Origin of the sequence: Stenotrophomonas sp. Marseille-Q5258, assembly GCF_946900935.1 — a bacterium.
GTDB classification, from domain to species: Bacteria; Pseudomonadota; Gammaproteobacteria; order Xanthomonadales; family Xanthomonadaceae; genus Stenotrophomonas; species Stenotrophomonas nematodicola.
Genome location: NZ_CAMPPN010000065.1, coordinates 1 through 960, shown reverse-complemented (window position 1 = coordinate 960; position 960 = coordinate 1). Strand labels below are relative to the sequence as shown.

The 960-nt window shown below is 68.3% G+C and carries 2 protein-coding genes; both read left to right on the top strand.

The window, feature by feature from the left end; translation table 11 throughout:
- A partial coding sequence (locus OC534_RS19280) for a GNAT family N-acetyltransferase (protein WP_262072418.1) occupies window positions 1-383 on the top strand: 383 nt, incomplete at its 5' end.
- A gap of 67 nt (window positions 384-450) precedes the next feature.
- Complete coding sequence (locus tag OC534_RS19275; RefSeq protein WP_017355758.1) at window positions 451-888, top strand: DUF1801 domain-containing protein; 438 nt, start codon at window positions 451-453, stop codon at window positions 886-888.
- Window positions 889-960 lie beyond the last annotated feature (72 nt).

Below are 960 nucleotides of genomic sequence, written 5' to 3'. Positions count from 1 at the left end.
CCTATGACCAACGCGGCGCGTGGGGCCTGTTCTGCCACGACCTGGCGAACTGGCACTTTTTCGGCCACGGCGCGTTGATGATCGAGCACCGCGACACCGGCGCCTGCATCGGCCAGGTCGGCATCAACCACGGTCCGCTGTTCCCGGAGAAGGAGCTGGGCTGGCTGCTGTATGCCGGGCAGGAGGGCCAGGGCTATGCCACCGAAGCCGCCACCGCGCTGCGTGATTGGGCGTACACGACGTTGGCGCTGGACACGCTGGTCAGCTACATGAGTCCCGGCAATGTGGCTTCCGCGCGGGTCGCGCAGCGCATGGGCGCTGTGCGCGATGATGCGGCGCCGCGTGCGGACCCCACGGACCTGGTCTACCGACACCGGCGCTGAGTGCGTGCATTGTCATGCGCCGCGCACGGGTCTATAAGGCGGAGGGACCCCGCCGCAGAGACCTGCCATGTCGACCAGACCGCCTGCGCGCCCCGCATCTGAAGCACCCCGCCTGCTGTCCGGCGGCAATCCGCAGATCGCCAAAGGCGACGGCGATGCGCCCGTGCAGGCGTACATCGCGGCCATGCCTGGTTGGAAACGCGCCGTTGGCGCGCGGCTGGACGCGCTGATCGTGGCCGCCGTTCCCGGCGTGCACAAGGCAGTGAAGTGGAATTCGCCGCTGTATGGCCAGCCGGGCGACGGCTGGTTCCTCAGCCTGCATTGCTTCACCGGCTACATCAAGGTGGCCTTCTTCCGCGGCCTGTCGCTGCAGCCGGTGCCCCCGGTGGCGTCGCGCAGCCAGGACACGCGCTACCTGCACATCGAGGAACATGTACCGCTGGATGAAGCGCAGTTCACGCGCTGGGTGGAACAGGCCAGCAGCCTGCCCGGCGAACGCATGTAACGCCATCGTTGTTCCCTTGCCCCGTTGACCGCTTGCCAGGAGCCGACCATGACCCCGCGTACCGCCCCCGCC

What these genes read in the sequence shown, in the direction of transcription:
- OC534_RS19275 (WP_017355758.1), top strand. Translation starts at nt 451, where the DNA reads ATGTCGACCAGACCGCCTGCGCGCCCCGCATCTGAAGCACCCCGCCTG.